Here is a 20,957-nt window from a genome sequence, read left to right on the forward strand (position 1 = left end):
GCCGTGATCAAGTACGAGATGAGCCACGACGGTCCCGCGGCGCAGCGCGTCGGCTATCTGGAACGCAACGAGTGCGCTTCCGGCGGCCACTCTTCCGCCGAGGAAGCCGCGGTCAAATGGATCAACTGATCCCGCTGTCGCGTTCCGGTGGCGGGTACCTCCCGGGAGAGGGCCGGCATGACCGGGCCCAGGGCCCGTTGCGCAAGCTCGATATCCGCCTGCCGGCGGCGGGGCGCCCGGCGGAGTACACGCTGCGGGCCGGCGACCAGCGCGTGGGTCTCAATGCCTGGCTGGGCCGGCGTATCGTGCTGCGCCACACCGGCGAGATCCACTGTATCGAATGCGGTCGGGCCACGCGCAAGAGCTTCGGTCAGGGGCACTGCTATCCCTGCTTCTCGTCGCTGGCGCACTGCGATCTCTGCATGATGCGCCCGGAGACCTGCCACTACTTCCAGGGCACCTGCCGCGATCCCGCCTGGGGGGAACGTCACTGCTTTCGTCCGCACACCGTGTATCTGGCCAACGCCTCCGGACTCAAGGTCGGTATCACGCGTGGCACCAACATGCCGACACGCTGGCTCGACCAGGGGGCGATCCAGGCGCTGCCGATTCTCGACGTGGAGACCCGTCAGCAGTCGGGTTTCGTCGAGACGCTGTTCAAGGCGCAGGTTTCCGATCGCACCAACTGGCGGGCGATGCTCAAGGGCGAGGTCGAACCGCTCGACCTGGTTGCCGAGCGCGATCGGCTGCTGGCATCGCTCGAGCCCGGTCTCGGAGAGCTGCGTCGACGGTTCGGTCACGACGCCATCCAGGCGGTCGATGCTGCCGCGCCACTATCGATCGACTACCCGGTGCTCGAGTGGCCGCGCAAGATCGTCTCGTTCAATTTCGACAAGACGCCCCGCATCGAGGGCACCCTGATGGGGCTCAAGGGGCAGTACCTGATCCTCGATACCGGCGTCGTCAACCTGCGCAAATTCGCCGGCTATCAGGTCGCGGTGAGCGCCGAAGCGGCCTGAACCAGGAGCGTCATCGCGGCTTGTGCTCGAGCTGGCGCTCCATGCGTTTCAGGAACACCGCCATCACCCGGTCGTAGAGCGTATCCTTCAGCACCGCGTCCTCCACCCCCGCGTCCAGATTGGGATTGTCGTTGACCTCGATGACCACGACGCGGTCGCCGATCTGCTTGAGATCGACCCCGTAGAGGCCGTTGCCGATCAGCCTGGTCGCCCGCAGCGCTGCCTTGACCACCGGTGGCGGCACTTCGGACAGATCGTGGGTGGTGAACCCTCCGCTACGCGTCTTGCCGCTGGAGTGGTCGTAGATCTGCCAGTGGCCGCGAGCCATGTAGTAGCGGCTGGCGAACAGCATCTGGCCGTCGAGCACGCCGATGCGCCAGTCGAAGTCGGTGGGCAGCCACTCCTGGAGCAGCAGCAGGGCGGAGGATTCGAACAGCTTGGGGGCCTCCGCGGCCAGCTCCTCCCGCGATCGAATCTTGACCACGCCCTTGGAAAAGGCGCCGTCCGGCACCTTCAGCACCAGCGGATACTCCAGGTGGGCGAGCTTCTCGTCGAGCCGGTCCATGTCGCCACGATACAGCAGCTGGCCACGGGGCGCGGGAATCCTGTGGGTGCCCAGCAGCTCGTGGAGAAAAATCTTGTTGGTGCAGCGCAGGATCGATTGCGGGTCGTCGATCACCACCAGCCCCTCGTGCTCGGCCTTCTTGGCCATGCGGTAGGTGTGGTGGTCCAGCCGGGTCGTCTCGCGGATGAACAGGGCATCGAATTCGGCCAGCCGACCGGCGTCGCGATGCGTGATCAGATTGACATCGATGCCCAGCCGCCGGCCGGCGCGGATGAAACGCTTGATGGCTCCCCGGTTGCTGGGCGGCAACGCCTCTTGCGGATCGACCAGGATCGCCAGATCGAAACGGTAGCGACGGCGGGCGCGCGGTGTGCGCCAGACCCGGGTCGAATGACGGTTCAGCGCCGTCGCGAACAGATCCTCCTCGCCGGACTGCAGCGCGGTCAGTGCCAGCGGCTTGAGCCGCGCCAGCCGCCAGACACTCTGGCGTCTCTCGAAGCGGGCTTCCAGCAATGGATGGGGCAGGCGCTCGAACAGCCTTCTAGCCAGACGCTGCAGCTCCGGCTCCCGGCACTCACCGAAGAACACGCGCAGGGTGAAGGCGTCGCCCGCCAGCACGCCGCGTTTGTTCAGTTCCATCAACAACGGATCGATGGCCGCCAGTTGCATGTCGATCAGGGCCTTGCGCGACAGCTGGTTGAGCGTCTCCACGCTGGGCAGGACGCGCTGGTCGCGGGCCTGGGCCAGCAACGAGACGTAGTAGCCGGTCTCCAGGTAGTCGAGGTTGGCACACAGGTTGATGACGTGGGTGGCGTCATCCGCCGCCGCCGCGCCGTCCAGCGCCAGGAACGCGTCGGCGCTGATCAGGTCCTCGGAAGGGTAGTAGGGTTGCCAGTCGGCAAGGCGGTCGACGACGATACGCAGGCGTGACATGAAATCGGTGGCTCCTTGTCCCGCGGTCTTCCGATGGGAAGCGGCGGTGATCGATACGGCAGGCGTCGGGGCTGCGGGGGAGACAGCATGCGACGACGGGAAGGCGGCGACAAGTCGTTGCCGGCGTGAAATAATTTCAGCATCGTCGGCGCTTGAAAGGCCCCTCTCGAGGCCCGCCGGCGCGGTTTCAGGGCGATGAAGGCCTGAAGACACTGAAATTCTAGATGAATCTGATGAGAGCGCACGCATGCTCCGCACGCTTCGTCGCGGCTTACCCGCCGACTGCGACGCCTTGTACCAACTGGAAGAACGCTGCTTCGACAGTGATCGCTTCAGCCGCCGCCAACTGGCGCACCTGCTGACCCGCGCCAATGCCGTCAACCTGCTGGCCGTTGCCGAGGATCAGCGCGTCGTCGGCTACGGCACGCTGCTGTTTCGGCGCAACAGCGTCACGGCGCGGCTCTACTCCTTCTGTGTCGATCCGGCCGCTCGCGGCACCGGGCTGGGGCGGGAGTTGCTCCAGGCGCTGGAAGAGGCCGCACGGGAGCGCGGCAGCCAGCGCCTGCTGCTCGAGGTGCGTGCCGACAACCGTGTCGCGATGGGACTCTATCGCCGGATGGGATTCATCGCCCATCGCTGGCTGGACGACTATTATGCCGATGGCTGCGCCGCCTGGCAGATGGACAAGCGACTCGACGCTCCCGGGACGCCCGATACGGCGTCAGCCGACTGACCCTCGCCGCATCTGCGGTGGATTTTTGACTAAGGACTATCCCCATGCCGTCTTTCGATATCGTCTCCGAATTCGATCGCCATGAAGCGACCAACGCCGTCGACCAGGCGAACCGCGAGATACAGACCCGCTTCGATTTCCGCGGCGTCGATGCCAGCTTCTCGCTGGAGGGCGAGACCGTGTCGATCGAGGCGGACGCCGAGTTCCAACTTCAGCAGATGATCGATGTGCTGCGCAACAAGCTGATCGCCCGCGGGATCGACCCGCGCTGCATGGAGATCGAGGACGCCCAGACCTCCGGGGTCAAGGCGCGCCAGCAGGTCAAGCTCAAGCAGGGCCTGGAACAGCCCGACGCCAAGGCGATCGTCAAGCTGCTGAAAGACTCGAAGCTCAAGGTGCAGCCGGCGATCCAGGGCGACAAGGTCCGCGTCAGCGGCAAGAAGCGCGACGACCTGCAGCAGGCGATCGCGTTGCTCAAGGGAGAGCAGGGTCCCGACTTGCCGCTGCAGTACGACAACTTTCGGGAGTGAGTTCTTTCTCGCCTTCGCCTGTATCCGCAGAGATCATCGCTTCTCGCTGATTGGGCTCGGCGGAGCCGATCACTACCCTCCCGGGCCTGCTCCCCCACGCAGGCCCGTTTCTCTCATCGCCTATCTCCCAGGCTCCATTCCTTTACGCGACTTCAGATTCAAGATCGAAGCGCTCGCCGGTTTCGAGTGGTAGCCATCGTTAGACCTTGGTCTTGAAATCAGACTCAGCGGTAAAACGCCCGACTTTGCGGCTAAATTCCGTATCGACCGGCAATGCATCGAAATCCCCCTCGATCATAGACTCCTCGGCACAGGTTCACGCCCACCGAGGGGGCTTCGATGAATTCAGCAGCACCGCTTCATCATCAGCAGTCGCGCTCCTACGTCGGCAAGCGTCAACCGCGTGTCGAAGACGAGGCGTTATTACGAGGCCTAGGGCGCTACGCTGACGATCTCGCCGTCCCGCCGGGAACACTGCATGCGGCGGTCGTTCGGTCGCCCCATGCGCACGCCAGAATCCAGCGGGTCGCGATAGAGGCTGCCTTGCAGATACCGGGCGTGCGAGGTGTGCTGACTGGCGAAGACGTCAAGCGCTGGGCAGCGCCATTTCCCGTGGGGGTACGTCAGCCCATGGAGCACTGGTGTCTGGCGGTCGACAAGGTTCGCTACGTCGGTGAACCGGTGGCGGTGATCATCGCCGAGGACCGTTATCTGGCCGAGGACGCCCTCGAATCCGTCGAGGTCGAATACGACGTTCTTGGTGTCTCCATCGATCCCGAAATGGCCACTAACGACGACGCCAGCGTACTGCACGAGGCCGTCGGCAGTAACGTCGTCAATGATCGTTATTTCAATTATGGCGATGCGGATACCGCTTTCGAGCAGGCAGCGCACAGACTTTCCCTCAAGGTGCGTTACCCCCGTAGTGCCTGCACGCCGATAGAGTGCTACGTCGTTTTGGGTCAGTACGATCCCGCCGAGGGTGGCTACGACGTCATGGCCAATTTCCAGGGGCCCTACGCGATTCATTCGGTGATGGCGCGTGCCCTGCAGGTGCCCGCCAATCGTCTGCGACTGCGCACACCGCCGGATTCCGGCGGCAGTTTCGGGATCAAGCAGGGCGTCTTTCCTTATGTCGTGATGATGGGGCTGGCGGCACGCAAGGTCGGGGCGCCAGTAAAGTGGGTCGAGGATCGGCTCGAGCATTTGCAGGGCGCATCGTCGGCCACCAACCGAGTCACCACGATTGAAGCGGCCTTTGCGCGCGACGGGCGTGTCTCGGCCTTGCGCTTCGATCAACTCGACGACTGTGGCGCCTATCTACGGGCTCCGGAGCCTGCCACCACCTATCGGATGCACGGCAATCTCACTGGCGCTTACGACATTCGCCACCTCCAGGTTCGCAACCGTATCGTCATGACCAACAAGATGCCGACCGGCCTCAACCGTGGGTTCGGTGGGCCGCAGGTCTACTTCGCGCTGGAGCGACTGATGCAGCGCATTGCCGTGACGCTGGATCTTGACCCGCTCGATGTGATTCGTCGCAATCTGGTGCCCACCGAAGCTTTTCCCTACCGCTGTGCCGCCGGAGCGCTACTGGATTCGGGTGATTATCGACGCGGCATCGAACTTGGTGTCGAGCAGGGCGGCCTCGAGGAGTTGCGTCAGCGTCGGGAGTCTGCCCGTCGCGAAGGTCGCCATTACGGGATCGGCTATACCGTGGCCGTTGAGCCGTCGATCTCCAACATGGGTTACATCACCATGGCGCAGACGCCGGAGGAGCGACGCCGTGCAGGGCCCAAGAACGGCGCGGTGAGTACCGCCACCATCAGTGTCGACCCGCTGGGTAGCGTCAGCGTCCACGTCTCTTCCACGCCTCAAGGTCAGGGGCATCGAACCGTCGCGGCCCAGGTCGTCGCCGACGTGTTGGGAGTTCCTCTCAAGAGCATTCGCGTCGATGTAGAGCTCGATACCGGCAAGGATGCCTGGTCGATCGCCTCGGGCAACTATTCCAGTCGTTTTGCCGGTGCGGTGGCTGGCGCCGTTCATAACGCGGCGCTCAAGATTCGGGCGCGTCTGGATGCCATCGCCGCGCAACAGTGGCAGGTGTCGGTCGAGGACATCCGCTTCGGCGACGGGCGAATCTATACCGCCGACGGTGTCCACTCCACGTCATTTCAGCGTCTCGCCGGCGCGACTCACTGGGCGCCGGGAACGCTGCCTGAAAGTGAAACGGGCGGGTTGCGCGAAACCGCCTTCTGGACGCCGGCCGAACTGACGGCGCCCGATGACGACGAGCGTATCAACAGCTCACTCTGCTACGGCTTCATTTTCGATTATTGCGGCGTGGAGCTCGATTCGCTTACCGGTCGCGTGACGATCGACCGCTACGTCACGCTGCATGACGCCGGACGCATGCTCAATCCACAGCTCGTGGACGGGCAGGTGCGCGGCGCTTTCGCTCAGGCGGTGGGTGCCGCGCTCTACGAGGTCTTCCATTACAACGAGGATGGCAGCTTTGCCTCGGGCACGCTGGCCGATTACCTGATCCCCACCACCGTTGAAGTGCCGGATCCGACCATTCTGCACATGGAAACGCCCTCCCCATTCACGCCGCTTGGGGCGAAAGGCGTTGGTGAAGGCAACAACATGAGTACGCCGGTGTGCATTGCCAACGCGGTAGCAGATGCGCTGGGCGACGCGGTCGAACCGGGGGCCATCGAGCTGCCGTTGACGCCATCGAAAGTCCGCATCCTGATGGGGATCGAGGAACCGCCAAGGCCGGAAGGCGTGGCTGAAGAGAGCGCGCAGGCGTCGACGGGTGGAGGTTCCAAGCTGAGCGCCAGTGACAGTGTCGAAATTCCCGCGTCGCCGCAGCAGGTTTTCGACAGCATTCTCGATCCCGACACGCTGAAAGCCATGATACCGGGCTGCCATTCTCTGGAGCTGACCGGCGACAACGCTTATCGCGCCGACGTCACCGTCGGTGTCGGCATGATCCGGGCCCGCTTCGATGCCCGCGTCGAATTGACCGAACTCGAGCCACCGCACTCGCTGCGTCTATCAGGCTCGGGCAACAGCGGCATGGGCGACGCTGCCGGCGCGGCGAAGATTCGACTCACCCAAATCGATGGCGGCAAGACCCGCCTGGATTACGACTACGAGGTGACGGTGGGCGGCAAGATCGCTTCGGTGGGCGGACGCATGCTCTCCAGTGCCTCGAAGATGCTCATCGGTCAGATCTTTTCGCGGCTCTCGCAACGGTTGAGTGGCAGCACGAGCAAAGGATCGCTATGGCAACGATTGCGCGCTCTGGCCGGCAAGCGCGGAGGTGACCAATGAAACCCGCTGCCTTCGATTACTACCGACCCACGACCCGTCGCGAGGCCATCGAGCAACTGGTTGAACGCGGGGAAGATGCTCGAATCATCGCCGGCGGCCAATCGCTGATGGCCGTACTCAACATGCGCCTGAGTCAGCCCCGGGTGCTGATCGACATCAGCGGCGTCGACGAGCTGCGTTATATCGAGCGACGCGACGGTTATCTTGCGGTAGGCGCCGCCACCACCCAGGCCGAACTGGCGGAGTACGCCGCACTCGCTGACGAAGTGCCGCTGCTGGCACAGATGCTGCCCTGGATCGGCCATTTCCAGACCCGCAATCGCGGCACCGTCTGCGGGTCCATCGCTCACGCCGACCCCAGTGCCGAGCTGCCGCTATGCCTCGCCACGCTGGGCGGTGAAGTGGTGCTGGAGACGAAGCGTGGTAAACCGCGTCGCGTGACCGGAGATGACTTCTTTCAGGGGATCTTGACCACCGCTCGACATCCCCACGAATTGATCACCGAAGTGCGCTTTCCGCTCAGCAAGGCAGGGCATCGCTATCGCTTCCAGGAGGTCGCCATGCGCCATGGTGATTTCGCCATCGTCGCCTTGGCCGTCGACATCGGCGAAACCGAATACCACCTCGGCGTGGGCGGTGTCGCCGACCGGCCCGTGGTGCGACGCATTCCCCGCGACGTCGACCTCGACGACGCCCTCAACACGCTGGCCTGGTCTCTCGAGGCGCAGGACGACATCCACGCCTCTGCCACTTACCGCCGTCACCTGGTACGAGAAATGGGACGGCGACTAATAACCGAAGAGATCGTCCAGGAGGAGACCGCCGATGTACGTCCGGCTCGATGAACGCTATCGCGTCACGCTGACGCTCAATGGTCGCGAGCGCAGTGCCTATGCCGAACCGCGCACGCAGCTGTGCGACTTCCTGCGACACTCGCTCGGCGCTACCGGGACACACGTCGGATGTGAGCATGGCGTATGCGGCGCCTGCACCGTGATGGTCGACGGACGCGCCACACGATCGTGCCTGATGCTCGCCGTACAAGTCGAAGGCCGTCGTGTGGAAACGATCGAGTCGTTGGCAAAAGAGGGCGAAATGGGCGATCTGCAGCGCGCGTTTCGGGAACATCACGCGCTGCAATGCGGATTCTGCACGGCGGGGATACTGATGTCCTGCCACGAATTTCTGGGCCGCGTGACGGACCCGAGCGAAGCCGAGGTGCGCGACATGCTGTCGGGTCATCTCTGCCGCTGTACCGGTTACACCGGCATCGTCCAGGCCGTGCTGGCAGTGGCCCGGGCCAGACAGAACAATCGACAGGAGGCACCCTAATGTTCGACCTTGGCCGCAGTTTTCTCGCAACGGTAGAACGACGTCCGCGGTCGATAGCGATCACGGATGGTGAGTTCCGGCGCAGCTACGCCGAATGGCTCGAGGATATCCAGAGCGTGGCACGCGGGCTGGAAGCATTGGGGCTGGGCCGTGGAGACCATCTGATCGTGGTAATGCAAAACCGTTGGCAGATGGCAACGCTGCATTGGGCCTGTCAGTTTGCCGGCATTATCGTCACCCCGATCAACTGGCGCTCGACGGACCGGGACGTGCGCTACTGTCTGGAAGACGCCGAGGCCCGTGGTGTCGCGTTCGATGCCGCAGGCGCCGAGGCAGTTCTGGCCTGCGAGGAAGCCTACGCCATTTCTCGTATCGCGGTGGGCGGCTGCGGCGACGATGCGGCGGTGGCATTCGAGTCGCTGCTCGGCGGGCAGGGCGAGACGCTGTGTCGCGCTCGACCCGAAGATATCTCGCTGATGCTCTATACCTCGGGCACGAGCGGAAGGCCCAAGGGCGTACCGCGAACGCATCAAGCGGAGCGCGCTGCGGCGATGGCGCACGTGGCCCAGAATCTTTATCGCCACGACGAACGCACGCTAGGCGTCATGCCCCTCTATCACACCATGGGGGTACGTTCGCTGTTGTCGATGGCGCTGATCGATGGCGCCTTCGTCTGCGTGCCGCGCTTCGACCCGGAAGCCACATTGGAAGCGATCGAGCGCGATCGGGTGACCAACCTCTATCTCGTTCCCACGCTCTATCACATGCTGATCGAGCATCCGACCTTCCGTGCCGAGCGTGTGGCCAGCGTCGACAAGATCGGTTTCGCCGGGGCGGCGATGAGCGCCGGACTGATGGCCCGCGTCGAAGCTGCCTTTGAGCCGAGTCTGTTCGTCAATCACTACGGCTGCTCCGAGATATACACGTTCACCATTGATCAACGAGCCAACCGCAAGCCGGGCTCCTCCGGTCGCGCCTCGCTCAATCAACGCATCCGGGTGGTGCCGGTCGATGCGGCATCCCCCGACGAAGGCCTGCCGGCGGGACAAGAGGGTGAAATCTTCGCCGATCTGGCCGGAGACGAGGCTTTGTCGGGATATTGGCGGCGCCCCGAAGCCGACCAGAAGTCGCTCCGCGATGGGTGGTACTTCACCAGCGACATGGGCTACCTGGACGAGGACGGCGATCTGTTCGTCACCGGCCGTGTCGACGACCTGATCATCACCGGCGGCGAGAACGTCAGCCCCGCCGAGATCGAGAACGTGCTCTCGCTGCATCCGCAGGTCGAGGAAGTGGTGGTCGCCGGGCTGCCCGATGAGCAGTGGGGCCAAATCGTCACGGCGTTCGTCAAGGTGCGTGGCGCGGTGGACGAAAACGCTCTGAGCGAGCACTGCAACGAAGCTGGCCTCACACGCTTCAAACGCCCGCGCCGCTACATCTTCGTCGAAGACATTCCCAAATCCGCCGTTGGCAAGGTCCTGCGTCGCGTGCTTCTCGATGACCGCGCCGACTCCCTGGCCACCGATTGACTGTCGGTTCGCATCCGATTCACGTTCGATCCGATCCACGACCCGCTCACGATTCAACCCAATCAAGGAACTGTCATGACTCAACCCGCGATCAAGGATTTTCTGGCTTCCGAGTTCGACGGCTTCGAGGTGCAAATCGATGCCGATCACGAGCGAGCCGATATTGTTCTCAATCGTCCGCCGCTCAACGTGATCGCCATGTCGCAGCGGGAGGTGCTGCGGCAGGTATTCGAGGCGCTCGACGCCCACGACGATGTGCGAGTCATCGTGTTGCGTGCCGAAGGAGAGCATTTCTCCAGCGGCGGTGACATCAAGGGGTTTCTGGAGGCCTCGCCGGAACATGTCTCCAAGCTGGCGTGGAACGTGGCGGCACCGGCACGGTGCGAGAAGCCGGTCATCGTCGCCAATCGCGGTTATACCTTCGGCGTCGGCTTCGAACTTTCGCTGGCGTGTGATTTCCGCATCGCCTCTGAAACCACACGCTACGCCCTGCCCGAGCAGAACCTGGGCCAGATTCCGGGATCCGGCGGCTCCGCTCGACTGCAGAAGATCATCGGCATCACCCGCACCAAGCACATGGTCATGCGCGCCAAGCGCATTACCGGGGCGCAGGCTCTGGAGTGGGGTATCGCTACCGAATGCGTACCGGATGATCAGCTGGAAGCCGCCACCCGCTCGCTGGTCGAGGAGTTGCGTCGCTTTTCGCCGCTGGCACAGCGCACCGCCAAAAAGCTGATCAACGACAACGAAGACTCGCCGCTGTCGGTTGCCATCGAGATGGAAGGCCACTGCTACAGCCGTCTGCGCAGCTCGAACGACTTCCGCGAAGGGGTCGAAGCCTTTCATGCCAAACGCAAGGCGGTGTTCCGCGGGGAGTAAGTTCGGTGACCGCTGAACGCTCACCAGCAACGACACGATAACTAGAAAACGATAACGAGGAGTCACGCCATGTCTCAAAAAGATACCCGGGCTGCGTTGCCGGGAGGAGACCGTATCCATTGGGGGAAAGACCTGCGTTCGGCTCTTTCCTTCAAGTCCATCAGTACCGGAATCGTTGCAGCGCTGTTCGGTTGCTCGGGACCCGCGCTGATCGTGATCAGTGCGGCGAACGCGGGACATTTGACCAATGGGCAGACGGTGGCGTGGTTATTTGCGGTCTATTTTCTCGGCGGTCTGATCAGCCTGATCATGGCGCTTAGATATCGCCAACCCATCACGGGAGCCTATTCCATCCCGGGGGCGGCGATCATGAGCGCCGCGCTGGTAACGATACCGTTCGCCGAGGCGGTCGGAGCGTTCATCTTGAGTGGCCTCATCGTGCTTCTGCTGGGCCTCAGCGGCTGGGTAGGGCGCATCATGCGCTGGCTGCCCATGCCGATCGTCATGGCGATGATCGCCGGGGCGTTGATTCGCTTCGGCGTCGGGGCCGTCGACTCGGTGGGCGCCGCGCCGCTGATTGCCGGAATGGCGCTCGTTGCCTTCTTTCTGACATCACGCTTTTTGAAGTCCGTTCCCCCGGTACTGGTCGCTGCGGTAGTGGGCTTTCTGATGGCCTATTTCACGGGTGCCATTCAGACCGGTGGCGTAGATATCGCGATGGTGGCGCCACAGTTCACCTGGCCGAATTTCTCGTTCGATGCCTTCGTGGCGATATCGATCCCGCTGGCAGCGCTGGTGCTTGGGGCGGAAAACGCCCAGGCGACGGGGGTCCTGCTAGCCGAGGGATATCGGCCGCCGGTCAACGCGATGACGATCATCAGCGGCATCGGCGGCATTGTGGCCGGGCTGCTCGGCGGGCACAACGCCAACATTGCCGGACCGATGACGGCGATCTGCGCCTCCGATCAAGCCGGCGCCGACCGTGAAAAGCGTTATGGCGCGACGCTGGTCAATGGCGTGCTGTTTTGCGCCTTCGGGTTGTTCGCGGGCGGTGCGGTGCCGCTGATCATGGCGCTGCCCAAGGCGTTGATTGCCAGTGTTGCCGGTGTGGCGATGATCGGTGTGCTGCTGGCGGCTTTCCAGCAAGCCTTCAACAAACAGTTCGGTTATCAAATCGGGGCCTTCGTGGCCCTGGTAGTGGCGATGAGCAAATTAAGTCTGTTGGGAATCAGTTCACCATTCTGGGCGTTGGTCGCTGGCATCGCAGTATCGGCCATATTGCGCGAGGCCCCCGTCGATGGCGTATCGGCAACGCCGGGAGAGAACGCTCCTGTCGACGGCAGCCGGGTCTAGGCGGTGCATCGGTGACAGGCAGGCGCGGTGGTACCTGGCGAGATCGGGATGGCGTGACGTCAGGTAATCATCGCTTCGTGAGCGGTTTCATCTTTGGTCCAATACCACCGTTGGATCGGCTTCGGAGTGATATTGTGGGCTGTTGGCCATCAACATAATCGGGATGACCGAGAGGCACTATGTCGAATGCTTATCGAATCTTTCATGGGGGGTTCGGACGAATCGCCTTGTTGGATATGGACGAGCCGCTGGTGCCTCATGCCCATTCCGAGTGTCACGTCCTCATCAAGGCCACCGGGCAGAACACCTATTTCTCGGTGCGCGGGCGTCGACTACCGCTCACCGATCACACCGCCGTGCTCGTCAACGCCTGGGAACCTCACTATTACGACCACCAGGCCGGCGTATCCGAAAGCGTGATTCTGGCACTGTATATCGAACCACGCTGGCTCGCAGCGCTTCAAACGGATCTCTCGACCAGCGCTCGCCCCGATTTTTTCGTGCAGCCGTGTATCGAACTGACCCCTCGCATGCGTCGTCAGGCGGATATCCTGATCGGCGAGATGCTCGGGTTTGGGCCGATGCCCCGGGAAAAAATGGAGAGCCTGCTGTTCGCTCTCTTGATATCGATCGTCGAAAAGCACTCCGATTGGCATCATCTGGCCAGATTGAAGGCGGGTACTGCGGGCGATTTCTACGACGTCCGTATACGACGAGGCATCGGGCTCATTCTCGAATCCGCGCCGGGCGAGCTGGATCTCGATGTGATTGCTCGACAGTGTGGACTATCACGCGCGCATTTCTTCTCGCTGTTCAAGAAAACCACGGGGATGACCCCCCAAATGCTGGCCAACATGGGGCGCATGAGTTCGGCGTTTCAGTGGCTGGCCGATAACCGCCAAGGCTCTCTGGGCAATCTGGCTCAGGAGCTGGGCTTCTCCGAGCAGGGGCATTTCACACGCTTCTTTCGTCGTCACATCGGTGCGGCGCCGAGTCAGTATCAGCGCGTCATGGATAATTACTCACCCTGAAACGGGTCTTGAAGCATGGAAACACGAGATGGAGTTCAGGCAGCGACAGCCTCGCTACCCAGCGCCAGCATGCTCAGATTGCCGAACATGAAGCTCTCGTGAAGAGGCCGAAGCGGTCGGCCCTCCATGGCACCCACGCACATCAGCAACGGCAGGAAGTGCTCGGGCGTCGGGTGCGCGTAGCGGGCGTTCGGCGCATCCCGCCACGCTTTCATCGCGTCGAGATCGCCGTGTGCGGCGACGTCGATGACCCAGTCGTGAAACTGCCTGGCCCAGGTATCCGGCGCATCGTGGATGAAGTGCCGGGCGCCGAGGTTGTGGGTGGCGGCACCGGAGCCGATCAGCATCAGGTCGTTCGCTTCCGCCCAGCGGCCCAGCGAGGCGGCGATCTCGAGCTGCGTGGCGGCGTCGGTCCCCATTGGCACGCTGACCGGGATCAGCGGGACCTCGGCCTGCGGCCACAGCAGCGAGAGCGGCGACCAGATGCCGTGGTCCAGCGCCCGCTCGGGATCGAGTCGCGTATCGATCCCGTTGTCATTGAGCCCGGCCGCCAACGATCCGGCCATCTCGGGCAAGCCGCGAGCCGGGTAATGCATCCGATAGAGGGCATCGGCGAAGCCGTGGAAGTCGTGCCAGGTAGCGGGCGTCGCTGCCCTGCCCCGCACCAGCCCCGGCGCTGCGAAATGCGCCGAGATCACCCGCGCTGCCGAGGGCTTGGACAACCGCTCGCCGAGGTCGGCCAGGAAGGCGCGGGCCGGGTGGTCGGTCAGGCTGAGGTCCGGGGAGCCGTGGGAGAGATAGAGCACCTGGCGCGTCGTCATGGCAGTCGCTTCCGTGAAAATGGGCATTACCGACAGCCTACGCCGAAGACCGGGCCACACTAGCCGTCTCCAGGCGAACGGACGGTTTCGCTATCGTCAACATTGGCGTTTTCCATCGACGGAGATTGGAGGGCAGGGAGGAGGCTGGTTTACACTACCGGAACAAGCGTCCTCTTCGGGCGGCGCCTCGATCCATCGCAGTGGGGATGTCCGGCATGCGTAATGCCATCTATGTCACCTTGGCCGCCATCAGCTTTGCGCTGGGCGTGATCGGTCTGTTCCTGCCGGTAATGCCGACCACCTGTTTCATGCTCGCAGCGGTGTGGCTGGCGTCGCGAGGTTCTCCGCGCTTTGCCAATTGGATTCGCAACCATCCGCGCTTCGGCCCGCCGATCCAGTCGTGGGAACGCGAGCGTGCCATCCCCAGGCACGCCAAGATCATGGCCGTGATCATGCTCGGTGTCTCGTGTGCGATCATCGCCTTCACCGTCTCCCTCTGGCCGCTCAAGCTCGGCCTGATTGTGGGTCTGGCGGGGCTGGCGCTCTGGATCGTGACGCGGCCCTTGCCGAGCCTGCAGTGTCCGGTGCGCGGGGTGTGGTCGGAAGAGGCTCCCGAGCGCCGCTGAGCCCGGGGCCGGTATCCGCGTCTCTCTTCTCCTCCCTTCGTTGCTTTACATCCCGCCCGTCTTCTCCGGGCGCGATCCTGATTCGATATCGTTCCGGTCACGCGGGTAGAATGGTGCTCGATCGTCGGGCGGCGGGCCCGTTTTCGGATTCGACCCGCCGTCGCGACCTGCCCACTTCCACAAGGAGCGTTGTCATGTCTGGGATGCAAGCGACCTATCTCAAGGACTATCTGCCGCCGGCGTACCGCGTCACGCACACCGAGCTCACCTTCGATCTCGCGCCGTCCGCTACCCGGGTCAAGGCGCGCTTGCATATGGAACGCCATCCCGATCGCGAGCCCGATGACAATGAGACCGGTCTGCCGCTGGAACTGGCCGGTGGCGAGCTCGAGCTGATCCGTATCGCCATCGACGGCCAGACGCTGGAGCCGGGGGAGTTCGAGGTCGGCGACGGCAAGCTGACCGTCGCCACCGTACCGGAGCGCTTCCTGCTCGATACCGAGGTCGAGATCGATCCCGACGCCAATACCGCACTGGAGGGGCTGTATCGCTCCAATGGCATGTTCTGCACCCAGTGCGAGCCGGAAGGGTTTCGCCGTATCACCTATTACCCCGATCGTCCGGACGTGATGGCGACGTTCTCGACCACGGTGATCGGCGACCGCGATTCGCTGCCGGTGCTGCTCTCCAACGGCAATCCGGTGGAGAAGGGCGAACTGCCCAACAATCGCCACTTCGTGACCTGGGAAGACCCGCACCCCAAGCCCAGCTACCTGTTCGCGCTGGTCGCCGGCAGCCTGGAGAAGGTCGAGGACCACTACACCACCATGAGCGGCCGCGATGTGCTGCTGCAGATCTGGGTCGAGCCGGAGAACCTCGACAAGACCGAGCACGCCATGGCCTCGCTCAAGCGCTCCATGCAGTGGGACGAAGAGACCTACGGTCGCGAGTACGATCTCGACCGCTTCATGATCGTCGCCGTCAACGACTTCAACATGGGGGCGATGGAGAACAAGGGTCTCAACATCTTCAACTCGGCGGCGGTGCTGACCCATCCGCAGACTGCCAATGACGCTACCTTCCAGCGGGTGGAGGGGATCGTCGCCCATGAATACTTCCATAACTGGTCGGGCAACCGGGTCACCTGCCGCGACTGGTTCCAGCTCTCGCTGAAGGAAGGCTTCACCGTCTTCCGCGACCAGACCTTCTCCGCCGATGTCAATTCGGCCGCGGTCAAGCGGATCGAGGACGTCTCGTTCTTCCGTACCGCCCAGTTCGCCGAGGACGCCGGACCCACCGCCCATCCCGTCCGTCCCGATCACTACATCGAGATATCCAACTTCTACACCCTGACCATCTACGAGAAGGGCGCGGAACTGGTGCGCATGCTGCGCCACCTGCTGGGATGGGAGGATTTCCGCCGCGGCAGCGATCTCTACTTCGAGCGCTTCGACGGCCAGGCGGTGACGATCGAGGACTTCGTCGCCTGCATGGCGGAAGTGTCCGGCCTCGACCTCGAACAGTTCCTGCGCTGGTACTCGCAGGCAGGAACGCCGGAGGTGGACGCCCATGGCGAGTACGATTACGCCAACTGCGAATATCATCTGCGCCTGTCGCAGCGCACTCCGGCGACGCCGGGACAGACCGACAAGCTGCCGCTCCACATTCCGGTTCGCATGGGCCTGGTGGGGACCAAGTCCGGCCACGACCTGACCCTGACGCTGGACGGTGAGAAACGGGGCAAAGATGCCGTCATTCATCTGCGCGAAGCCGAGCAGACGTTCGTCTTCACCGACGTCGAAGAGGCGCCGGTGCCGTCGCTGCTGCGCGGGTTCTCGGCACCGGTGAAGCTGCGCTATCCCTACTCCCGCGAGGAGCTGGCGTTCCTGCTGACCCACGACTCCGACGGTTTCAATCGTTGGGATGCGGGCCAGCGTCTGACCATGCTGGCGCTGGACGACCTGATCGCCGCGCATCGGAACGGCGTCGAGAAGGTGATGGACGTGCGCCTGGTCGAGGCGTACCGCAGCTTGCTCAACGAGCCCGGTGACGACAAGGCGGTGCTGGCGGAGATGCTGACGCTGCCGTCGGAGGCGTACATCGCCGAACAGCAGCCGGTGGTCGATGTCGACGCCATCCATGCCGCCCGCGAGTTCGTGCGCCAGTCGCTGGCCTGGCAGCTGCGCGACGACTTTCTCGCCGTCTACCGTGACAACCTGAGTGACGAGCCCTACGCGCCGACGCCGGAGCAGATCGCGAGCCGTCGCCTCAAGAACGTCGCCCTGGCCTACCTGATGAGTATCGAGGACGACGAAGCCATCGGCCTCACCCAGCAGCAACTGGAGCGGGGCGCCAACATGACCGACGTCCGCGCCGCGTTGACGCTGCTGGCGCACAGCGACCGCACCGATCTGGCCGAGCCGGCACTCAAGGCGTTCGGCGAGAAATGGGCTCACGATCCGCTGGTGATGGATCAATGGTTCACGATCCAGGTCACCCGTCCCCAGCCCGACGTACTCGATCGCGTGCGCTTCCTGATGGGGCATCCGCTGTTCTCGATGAAGAACCCCAACAAGGTGCGCGCGCTGATCGGTGCCTTCGCCCAGAACCGGGTCAACTTCCATCGGCTCGATGGCGAGGGCTACAAGTTGCTGGCGGACGTCGTGATCGAACTCAACCGACTCAACCCGGAGATCGCCGCGCGCATCATCACCCCGTTGACCCGCTGGCAGCGCTTCGACGACGAGCGCCAGGCGCTGATGAAGGCCGAGCTCGAACGCATTCGTGCCGAGAAGCTCTCGCCCAACGTCTATGAGATGGTGGAACGTGCGCTGGCGGATGCCTGATGGCGGCTCTCGCCAGGTCGACTCCGGTCGCGCCCGGCGAGCGGCGCCGCGGCTCGTGGGCCGCCGCCGGTAACCGGAACCCGGGGAGAGCGTCCGGCGGATGACATCGTCCAACCGTCATTTCTTCGTTTCGCTGCTGCTGTCGCGACTGGCGGACCAGATGCTGCTGTTTCTGGTACCGCTGGTGATCTATCGGTTGACCGGCAGTGTCGCCTGGTCGGGGCTGGCATTTTTCTTCGAGACCCTGCCACGGTTTCTGGCCTTTCCGCTGTGCGGTCAGCTCTGCGACCGTCATCGCAACGATCGGTTGCTGCGGTCGAGCCAGCGCTGGCGCATGGCGACATGCATCGCGGCGATCCTGGGCTATCTGGCGGCACCCCATGTGGCATGGTTGATCGGCCTGTCGGCGCTGGTCGGCGTACTGTCGACCCAGGGCGTCATGGCGCGAGAGATGCTGCTGGTGCAGGCCTTCGGTGCAACCCGCTACGAGCGACTCGTCTCCCACGCTCAACTGTTCGACCAGGTGGGGACGGTACTTGGCCCGCTGGTGGCGGCGGCGCTATTGGCGCGGCTCGAGTGGGAGGCGGTGGTGGTGGTGATCGCGCTCGGGTTCGCGCTGAGCGATTTCGCGGTGTGGCGCTGGCAGCGCGGGGCTCGGCCCGTGCTGCCGATGCCGCGATCGGATTCGCCCAACGGGTATCGGGCGCTGCTGATCGCCGGCCGTCACCTGCGCACCAGTCCCGCCTTGCCGGCCTCGATCGGCCTGGCGATGGCCGTCAACCTGCTGCTGGGAACGCTATTGGCAACGGCGCCCGCCGTTGTCACCGGCGTTCAGAACCACGGCGAAATCTACTATGGCGTGCTGCAGGCCGGCGGCGCGCTGGCCACGATCTTGGTGTTGCTGTTCACGGCAAGGTCGCTGATACCGGCGGACCGGCTGGGGCTGTTGGCCTATGCGGCGATGGCGCTGGGCGGGCTGATGGCGAGCGTGACCGCGATCTCGCCGCTCTACGCGATCGGATTCCTGCTGGTGATCGGCTTCGACAAGATGTTCAGCGTCTCGATTCGCAGCCTGCGCCGTCGGGTCATCCCATCGGAAGACTTCGGCAAGACGACGGGGCTGGTAGTGATGCTCAACAATTTCACCCAGCCGCTGGGCGGGTTGCTCGTCAGCGCGACGGCCGGTTTTCTGGCGACGGGTTCGATCCTGCTGGGCGTGGCGCTCGTCATGGTCGCCACCGGGGTGTTCATCCTGTGGTGCTATCGCGACCACGTGCTGCCGTCGCTTGGGCAGTGCTAGCAGAGCGATAGCCGGTAACGAGCACGGGCCGCCACTGGCGGCCCGTTAGCGGGAAAGTTCGAGGAAAAGTCGGTGCTTCGATCAGGAATAGTGCACGTACATCGTCTTGCTCTTGACGTAGGCTTCCAGCCCGTACTTGCCGTCTTCGCCGCCAAGGCCGCTGTTGCGGTATCCCTTGTGAAAGCCCTGGACCGACTCACCGCCGCCACGGTTGACGTAGATCTCGCCGAAATCGAGCTCCCGGGTCAGCGCCATCAGGTGCTTCACGTTCTGGGTGAACACATAGGCGGATAGGCCGTACTCCGAGGCGTTGGCATACGCCATCGCCTGCTCGAAACCGTCGACCTTCATGATCGGCGCCACCGGCCCGAAGATCTCCTCCTTCATGATGTCCATGTCGTTGTTGACGTTGGTGAGGATCGTCGGCGCGTAGTAGTTGCCCTTGTCGTAGTCACCGCCGGTCAGTCGCTTGCCGCCGGTCAGCAAGCGCGCGCCCTGGCTCTGGGCGTGTTCGACCATGTCATGGATCTTGTCGAGCTCTTTCGCGTTGATCTTCGGCCCCATGTCGACGTCCTTGTCGGTCAGCGGATTGCCGACCTTGAGTGCCTCGACGCGCTGCTTGAAGCGCTCCAGAAAGCGATCGTAGATCCCGGACTGCACGTACATCCGCTCGTTGCAGGTGCACACCTGACCGCAGTTGTTGTAGCGCGAGGCGATGGCAGCGTCGACCGCCGGGTCGAGATCGGCGTCGTCGAGCACGATGAACGGCGCCTTGCCGCCCAGCTCGAGACGCACGATCTTGAGATGTTCGGCGGCGGCCTTGTTGATCTCGCGGCCGCCGCGCACGCTGCCGGTCATGCTGACCAGCTGGGTGATCGGGCTCTGGATCAGGTGATTGCCGATGTCTCGACCGCGACCGTTGACCAGGTTGACCACCCCGTCGGGAATACCGGCCTGACGCGCCAGTTCGACCAGCTCGAGCGCGGTCAGCGGGGTCTCTTCCGAAGGTTTGAGCACGATGGTGTTGCCCGCCGCCAGGGCCGGGCCGAGCTTGCGGCCGATCAGCGCCGCGGGGAAGTTCCAGGCGGTGATGCCGACCACCACGCCGTGCGGGACCTTCTGGATCCAGATCTGCTCGTCGGGGTCGTCCGCCGGGATGATGTCGCCCTCCAGCCGACGCGTATTCTCGGCCGCGAAGCGGATCAGGTCGCAGCACATGCTCACGTCCGCATCGGATTCGGAGAGCGGTTTGCCTTGTTCGGTGGTGATCAGCCGGGCCAGGCGGTCCCGGTTCTCCTGGATCAGCTCCACCAGCCTGTAGAGATGATCGGCGCGCTCGACGGCGGTCTTGCGGGACCAGGCGGGGAACGCCTTCTGGGCTGCCTGGAGTGCCTGGTCGGCCAGCTTTTCATCGGCCAGTCGGGCCCGCGCAATGACCTCGCCGGTGGCGGGATTGAGCACGTCCAGCAGTTCACCGTCACCAGTGAGCCATTGGCCGCCAATGAACTGGTTGTAGACGTCGACGCCGTCTTGCTGCGATTTGAGTGACTGACTCATCCTGATGTCTCCTTGTCTGACGCGACGACAGAACCTGTCGTCAATCGGTCACCGATCAATGTGACCTTGCGACCTCAAGGTGGTAGACGAAAGGGGGAATGACAAGGAGATCACGGGGGCCCAGGAGGAATAGGCATGTCTTCCCGTCGATTGTTGCCATCGGGAAGACACCCGACTCAACGAATCAGCCAGCTCAGTATCAGCAGGCCCAGCAGCAGCCAGACGATGCCGCCGACGATGCCGCCGCGAACCAGTGAGCGGATGCCACTGACAAGCAGCAGCACGCCAATCACCAGCACGGCGATGCTGAAGACCGAGTCGCTGATGCCCAGTGAGCCGGTCAATCCCTCGACGAAGCCGTCGAGTGCCTGCCACAGGCCGCCGAAAACGCCGTGCAGCCCATTGATCACGGCACGAATCACGTTGCCGATCGCTTCGCCGAGCCAGTTGAAGAATCCATCCATGGTGAGGTCTTGTCCTGAAAAGTTAATCGGCGTGCTGCTGATCGCGCAGCCACTGGATTTCGTCCGGCCAGATCGCCGGTTCGACGGTTTCCAGTAT

At 63.6% G+C, this 20,957-nt stretch carries 17 protein-coding genes; 13 read left to right on the top strand and 4 right to left on the bottom strand.

The genetic code is table 11. From position 1 onward, the window contains the following. Positions 1 to 116 precede the first annotated feature (116 nt). Positions 117 to 1,019 carry a DUF2797 domain-containing protein gene (locus tag AC3AYF_RS05910; RefSeq protein WP_295037562.1) on the top strand — a complete coding sequence of 301 codons (903 nt, stop codon included), beginning with the start codon at positions 117 to 119 and terminating at the stop codon, positions 1,017 to 1,019. 10 nt (positions 1,020 to 1,029) lie between these two features. Here AC3AYF_RS05910 and AC3AYF_RS05915 read toward each other — a convergent pair whose 3' ends face one another. After that, a complete protein-coding gene (locus AC3AYF_RS05915) occupies positions 1,030 to 2,517 on the bottom strand; it encodes a RimK family ATP-grasp domain-containing protein (protein WP_487779508.1) in 1,488 nt (495 codons plus the stop codon). A 247-nt stretch (positions 2,518 to 2,764) separates the two neighbouring features. Between AC3AYF_RS05915 and AC3AYF_RS05920 the strand changes: the two genes are divergently transcribed. From AC3AYF_RS05920 to AC3AYF_RS05960, 9 genes are all read left to right on the top strand, one after another. After that, positions 2,765 to 3,250 carry a GNAT family N-acetyltransferase gene (locus AC3AYF_RS05920; protein ID WP_149436270.1) on the top strand — a complete coding sequence of 162 codons (486 nt, stop codon included), beginning with the start codon at positions 2,765 to 2,767 and terminating at the stop codon, positions 3,248 to 3,250. A 44-nt stretch (positions 3,251 to 3,294) separates the two neighbouring features. Next, entirely contained in the window at positions 3,295 to 3,780 is a 486-nt protein-coding gene (locus AC3AYF_RS05925; RefSeq protein WP_149436271.1) for a YajQ family cyclic di-GMP-binding protein, read from the top strand. 339 nt (positions 3,781 to 4,119) lie between these two features. Continuing rightward, positions 4,120 to 7,122 carry a xanthine dehydrogenase family protein molybdopterin-binding subunit gene (locus AC3AYF_RS05930; RefSeq protein WP_295037567.1) on the top strand — a complete coding sequence of 1,001 codons (3,003 nt, stop codon included), beginning with the start codon at positions 4,120 to 4,122 and terminating at the stop codon, positions 7,120 to 7,122. Further along, positions 7,119 to 7,967: an FAD binding domain-containing protein gene (locus tag AC3AYF_RS05935; protein WP_295037568.1), complete on the top strand. Its 849-nt coding sequence runs from the start codon at positions 7,119 to 7,121 to the stop codon at positions 7,965 to 7,967. The genes AC3AYF_RS05930 and AC3AYF_RS05935 overlap by 4 nt, the downstream gene beginning before the upstream one ends. Beyond that, positions 7,948 to 8,454, top strand: coding sequence for a (2Fe-2S)-binding protein (locus AC3AYF_RS05940; protein WP_295037570.1), 507 nt, complete (start codon positions 7,948 to 7,950; stop codon positions 8,452 to 8,454). The genes AC3AYF_RS05935 and AC3AYF_RS05940 overlap by 20 nt, the downstream gene beginning before the upstream one ends. After that, positions 8,454 to 9,983, top strand: a complete 1,530-nt coding sequence (locus tag AC3AYF_RS05945) for an AMP-binding protein (RefSeq protein ID WP_487779509.1) — start codon at positions 8,454 to 8,456, stop codon at positions 9,981 to 9,983. Before AC3AYF_RS05940 ends, AC3AYF_RS05945 begins: the two co-directional genes overlap by 1 nt. A gap of 75 nt (positions 9,984 to 10,058) precedes the next feature. Further along, the gene (locus AC3AYF_RS05950) at positions 10,059 to 10,862 is read left to right on the top strand and encodes an enoyl-CoA hydratase/isomerase family protein (RefSeq protein ID WP_295037572.1); all 804 of its coding nucleotides are present in this window, start codon (positions 10,059 to 10,061) and stop codon (positions 10,860 to 10,862) included. Positions 10,863 to 10,931: 69 nt separating this feature from the next. Further along, entirely contained in the window at positions 10,932 to 12,215 is a 1,284-nt protein-coding gene (locus AC3AYF_RS05955) for a benzoate/H(+) symporter BenE family transporter (protein WP_487779510.1), read from the top strand. 179 nt (positions 12,216 to 12,394) lie between these two features. Then, positions 12,395 to 13,246 (top strand): helix-turn-helix transcriptional regulator, encoded by an 852-nt coding sequence (locus AC3AYF_RS05960; RefSeq protein ID WP_295037577.1) that lies wholly within the window; start codon positions 12,395 to 12,397, stop codon positions 13,244 to 13,246. A 35-nt stretch (positions 13,247 to 13,281) separates the two neighbouring features. On the opposite strand, the gene AC3AYF_RS05965 is transcribed toward AC3AYF_RS05960, so the two are convergent. After that, on the bottom strand, positions 13,282 to 14,067 hold the full coding sequence (locus AC3AYF_RS05965) for a DODA-type extradiol aromatic ring-opening family dioxygenase (RefSeq protein WP_295037579.1): 786 nt from the start codon (positions 14,065 to 14,067) through the stop codon (positions 13,282 to 13,284). Between the two features lie 215 nt (positions 14,068 to 14,282). On the opposite strand from AC3AYF_RS05965, the gene AC3AYF_RS05970 reads away from it, so the two are divergent. The 3 genes from AC3AYF_RS05970 (at position 14,283) to AC3AYF_RS05980 (ending at position 18,839) form a co-directional block, all read left to right on the top strand. Then, positions 14,283 to 14,693: a YbaN family protein gene (locus tag AC3AYF_RS05970; protein ID WP_365677144.1), complete on the top strand. Its 411-nt coding sequence runs from the start codon at positions 14,283 to 14,285 to the stop codon at positions 14,691 to 14,693. A 194-nt stretch (positions 14,694 to 14,887) separates the two neighbouring features. After that, positions 14,888 to 17,539, top strand: a complete 2,652-nt coding sequence (pepN, locus tag AC3AYF_RS05975) for an aminopeptidase N (protein ID WP_295037584.1) — start codon at positions 14,888 to 14,890, stop codon at positions 17,537 to 17,539. A 100-nt stretch (positions 17,540 to 17,639) separates the two neighbouring features. Next, positions 17,640 to 18,839 (top strand): MFS transporter, encoded by a 1,200-nt coding sequence (locus tag AC3AYF_RS05980; protein WP_487779511.1) that lies wholly within the window; start codon positions 17,640 to 17,642, stop codon positions 18,837 to 18,839. Positions 18,840 to 18,920: 81 nt separating this feature from the next. Here AC3AYF_RS05980 and aldA read toward each other — a convergent pair whose 3' ends face one another. Both aldA and AC3AYF_RS05990 read right to left on the bottom strand, forming a co-directional pair. Further along, positions 18,921 to 20,396, bottom strand: a complete 1,476-nt coding sequence (gene aldA, locus AC3AYF_RS05985) for an aldehyde dehydrogenase (protein ID WP_295037588.1) — start codon at positions 20,394 to 20,396, stop codon at positions 18,921 to 18,923. 176 nt (positions 20,397 to 20,572) lie between these two features. Next, entirely contained in the window at positions 20,573 to 20,860 is a 288-nt protein-coding gene (locus tag AC3AYF_RS05990; RefSeq protein ID WP_149436284.1) for a hypothetical protein, read from the bottom strand. Positions 20,861 to 20,957: the final 97 nt, after the last annotated feature.

The organism is Salinicola sp., assembly GCF_982684285.1.